Annotated in this window: 5 protein-coding genes; all 5 read right to left on the bottom strand. The window is 46.8% G+C overall.

The features are described 5' to 3' along the window. A partial coding sequence (locus tag NT178_07795) for a tetratricopeptide repeat protein (protein ID MCX5812433.1) occupies nucleotides 1-342 on the bottom strand: 342 nt, incomplete at its 3' end. 98 nt (nucleotides 343-440) lie between these two features. Then, nucleotides 441-1214 carry an OmpA family protein gene (locus NT178_07790; protein ID MCX5812432.1) on the bottom strand — a complete coding sequence of 258 codons (774 nt, stop codon included), beginning with the start codon at nucleotides 1212-1214 and terminating at the stop codon, nucleotides 441-443. 147 nt (nucleotides 1215-1361) lie between these two features. Then, complete coding sequence (locus tag NT178_07785; protein MCX5812431.1) at nucleotides 1362-1748, bottom strand: hypothetical protein; 387 nt, start codon at nucleotides 1746-1748, stop codon at nucleotides 1362-1364. Between the two features lie 14 nt (nucleotides 1749-1762). Next, nucleotides 1763-2122: a hypothetical protein gene (locus NT178_07780; protein ID MCX5812430.1), complete on the bottom strand. Its 360-nt coding sequence runs from the start codon at nucleotides 2120-2122 to the stop codon at nucleotides 1763-1765. Nucleotides 2123-2185: 63 nt separating this feature from the next. After that, nucleotides 2186-4534, bottom strand: a 2349-nt coding sequence (locus tag NT178_07775) for a CHAT domain-containing protein (protein ID MCX5812429.1), incomplete at its 5' end; no start/stop codon positions are given.

The raw sequence follows: 4534 nt of genomic DNA, 5'->3' as shown, positions 1-4534 counted from the left end.
TTCTGCTTCCGTATAGCGGCCAGTTGAGTGGTAAAGGAATGCCAGGTTATTGAGGGAAGTGGCAGTAGAAGGATGATCGGGACCGAGGGCTTTCTCGCACATTGCAAGTGACCGTTTATAGAGGGGCTCTGCTTCAGAATAGCGGCCGGTTGAGTCGTAGAGCGCTGCCAGGTTATTGAGAGAAGTCGCGGTATTGGGATGATCAGGACCGAGGGCTTTCTCGTAGATTGTAAGTGCCTCTCTGGCAAGATTTATCGCCTCACCATATTTGCCCTGCCGGTAGAGCTTTATTGCCTCGCTGTTGAGCCTTTTTGCCTCATCCAGGTCTTGGTTTTGAGACATAACCGGAGCTACAAAAATAAAGCCGGTAATGAAGGCACATAACAAAACGATTACAACAGTTTTTATGTAATTATTTTTGCGCAAGGTTCCCTCCCGGTTCATTTTAATAGTATCTCCACCCTTCTGTTAAGCACACGTGATTCATCGTCTTTGTCAGGGAGGATGGGGTTTAACTTGTCTTTTCCCGCAGCAACAAGCGTTTCAATCTTTACGGGATAGTTTAATTTCAAATACTCTGCCACAACCTCTGCTCTTTTGCGGGAAAGCCTCCTGTTATATGCCTTTGAGCCAAGGTCGCAGGTATGGCCTGTAATTCTGATACTTGCCGTTGAAGGATTGTTCTTTAAAAGCTCTCCTATGATCTGTAAACGATAGATATAGTTATCCGGGATTTCAGAGGAGTTTTTATCAAAGTAAATGACCATCTTTTTTTTGAATGCCTCTTCTGATTTCTCTTTGCCATTCCGGGCATCCTTCTCATCAGGATTTATTTTCAGCGCTTTATCATACATTACATAAGCGCTGAAATAATCGCCGAGCTTGGAAAAAATATCCCCCACACTCATATATGGGGTTATGAGATCTTTGTTTATTTCTATAGCCTTTTTGTAATAAACGAGTGCTTTCGAAAGATCGCCCTCAGTCTCATATACATCGGCAAGATTGTTGTAAAGCTTTGAAAGCACGTCCGGATCAGTACAGAGAGGTATGGCCTCAAGAAAATAGTTCTCTTTCTCAACACAGTCCTTTGAAAGTGTGCCTTTATTGTAAAGCTCAACAGCATGCCGGCAGTCTTCCGAATAGGCAAATGAAACAAAGACCATCCATGGACAAAATACAGAGGTTACGCAGATATTCATAATTGTTTTCATATATGTCAGTTTGTCTTTCGTACCATACCACCTTATAAAAACATTCTTCCACAGATTGCACAGATTTTCACAGATCAAACCTCTAACGTCGAGTCCTTTTTGGAAATAATCTGTGTAATCTGTGGATAAGCATTGCCACTATATTCCCTATTTTCCATTGAATTCATCCTCTGAACTGTCTTCTGTACGATAATTCCCGTTTACAACGCCATGGAGGGTAAGAGACGCCTCTGTGTATGTATTGGAAGATCCTTCTATAACAAAGGATTCTCCCTTTGCATAGCGATAGTGTGGTCCATTGCCATAACGGACAAAAATCTCGTATTGTCCCTCATTAATGCGTATTGTTCGCTCCTTTCCGTTTGAAATTTTTACTTCATCCCTGGTCGGGCCGATCAGTTTCACCAGGGCAAAATCACCTGAGTGATTTATAAAAGTCAGGCTGTTGCGCGCACCCCATGCATGGGCATGAGGGATGCAGAGGAAACCGGCCAGAATGAATATATCTATGAGTATCATTAAAGTCTTTCGCATGGCGCCCTCCTCAATTAGAAGATACCCGGGTGACCGGCAAGACGACATCCTATAAAGCTCGCTGCAATAAGGGCAATAAGTCCGGGCCACGCTTTTGCCTTCCATGCAAAACCGATAAGAGGAAAGCCTGCAAGTCCTGCAACAAATCCGGCAATGCCCATAACAATCACATCCGCCTGGATGAACTTCACGGTATAAAGCTTGCTATGCTCTGTGATGAGTTCGTCCGTCACCGCCAATTGGCTTCCTCCTTCCGTTACAAGCTCGCTGTTGCCGACAAGGGCATTTTTAAAGAGTAGCCTTGCCAAAGGCATCACAGCAACTGCCGTTAATCCCCACATAATCAAAGTACATACTATAATGTTCGCTCCCATTTTCCTGTCCTCCTTTTGTATTTTTAACAACATACAAAAGGACTGAAATGGAGCAAAAAAGTTTCACTGCCAATCCCCTATCATCTCAAATGCTGCCCAGTAGTATGGGTGAGCATATTGAGGCATCTTCTTTAAGGCAATCTGTGCCTGACGGAGGGCTTCCGGCTTGGTCATCCCTTTGAGCCAGTTCTTATAGAAGCTCTCCATGATGATGGAAGTTGATTGATCATCTACCTCCCAGAGGGTGGCAAGGAGCGAGGGAGTACCGGCATAGATGAATCCACGGGATAAACCGACAAGGTCATCTCCACCCTGAACCTTTGCAAGGGCTGTCTCACAGGCTGATAAGGTTACAAGGTTGGCATTGGCAAGGTTCATTGAGAATATCTCATGTACCTGAAGATAACCGTCATTCTGGGTGTCTTTGGCAAGGATAAGACCGGATTGGAGTGGTTGTCTCTCATTGAACTGACCGTGGGAGGCAAAGTGGATGACATTAAAGGAGGTGGATTTGTCTTTTGCCAGGGTCTCCGTAGCCCTGTTCCTGGTATAGACCTCACTGGTAGTAAAGAGTTTTGAAATGGTTTCTCCTTCTTTCTCTGCAAAACCCAGTGGGACATAGTCTGTTGACGGGTTTGCAAGGGTGAGGATCGTGCCCAGGAAGGGTTTTCTCTTCTTTACCACGTATTCCAATACACTCGCTGAAGGAAGGATAGAAATGGAATATTTGTCTACAAGATAGCCCTTGCCGTCCGACAGGGCAGCAAAGGGTACCTTGTGGAGGACGCCGTGGGGGACAATGATGAGATTGGTGGTTTTAATGTCTTTTTCAACAGGGGAGAGGATATCCCGGTAGAATGCCTGTCCTGCTTCTGTAAAGTAACGTCTGTTCCGTTCCCTTTCTTCCGGGGTGGTATCAACATTAGCTGATGAGGGGACTGCAACCATTACCGGCATGGGTCGCCGGGATTTGTTGGATATGTTGGGTAAAAGGAGGGTATCCACCTTCTCTTTCAGGTCTTTCTCTGTTATGGGTATCTCATAGGCCTTGATGTTGTTCTTTGTGATAAGCCATGCATAGGTAGCCTCTTTACCCGTAAAGTATTCGAGAAGAGTCGTTGAGGGGTCAAGGAGGGACTGGAGAGCCGGTATACCTATGGGGTCAGCGGTGATGAGGGAGGCAAGTTCTCCACCTTGCAGTTTCACTTCTTCGATGAAGGTGGAGTATTCTTTTTCTTTCTGTGAAAAACTGCTCCTCAGGTTTTCTACTGTACCGGGGGATACGCCCCGTGCCTTTGTCTCCATCACTTCGAGCTGTTTTTTGAGGCTCATGAGGGAGCGCTGATACTCTCTATCTTTTTGGAGGACATCATCAGCTTCCTTTGTCTGCCCCCGTATCTCACGGGTGGCGAGCATCTCAAGAAATAGTCTGCCCTTAACGCTCTCGGCGACAGCAAGGGATGTTTTTCCGTATCCGTAGCCCTTCTCTTTAAGGAGGACACGGATGAGACCTTCGTAAGCATCCATACGGGTAAAGCCTGCACCCGTCTGTGCGGTAAGGAAGTTTTTCTTTGCCTCAGGGGATAGGGTCCGCCACTGGGATTCGGTGAGGTTTATGGCTTCATGGAAGTGTTCCTTGGCCTTGGCGTAATCACCCGTACCTTCATAAGAGAGGCCAATGCCGGTAAGGGAGGCAATGAGGAAGTGAGGCTGTCCGGTATTTCTTGTATGGGAAAGGGATCGGGCAAACTCCCTCTGTGCATTAACATAGTCCTTTCTAAGGAGATAGTATTTACCGAGGCCCGCTGAACTATTCTGTTTCTTTAATATTGCGTATCCCTTGTCGAGTCGACCTGAATCAAGATAGAGCATTGCCAAGTTATTGAGGGAAGTGGCGGTATCGGGATGGTCGGGGCCAAGGGCTTTCTCACATATTACCAGTGACCGCTTATGAAGGGGTTCTGCTTCCACATAACGGGCGGTTTCCTGGTAGAATAACGCTAGATTATTGAGGGATTGGGCTGTATCAGGATGATCGGGACCGAGGGCTTTTTCCCGGATTGTGAGTGACCTCTTAAAGAGGGGCTCTGCTTCCGTATAGCGGCCGGTTGAGCGGTAGAGCGCTGCCAAATTATTGAGAGAAGTGGCAGTAGAATGATGCTCGGAACCCAGGGCCTTCTCATCGATTACCAGTGCCCTCTTATAGAGGGGTTCTGCTTCAGAATAGCGGCCGGTTGAGCCATAAAGCCCTGCCAAATTATTGAGGGAAGTGGCAGTAGAAGGGTGCTCGGGGCCAAAGACTTTCTCATGGATCGCCAGTGACCGTTTATAGAGGGTTTCTGCTTCCGTATAGCGGCCAGTTGAGTCGTAGAGCGCTGCCAGGTTATTGAGAGAAGTCGCGGTATTGGGATG

The sequence above is a fragment of the Pseudomonadota bacterium genome, assembly GCA_026388255.1.
GTDB lineage: Bacteria > Desulfobacterota > Syntrophorhabdia > Syntrophorhabdales > Syntrophorhabdaceae > JAPLKB01.
Note: the sequence above shows the minus strand (reverse complement) of the source record. Positions and strands in the feature narration are given on the sequence as shown.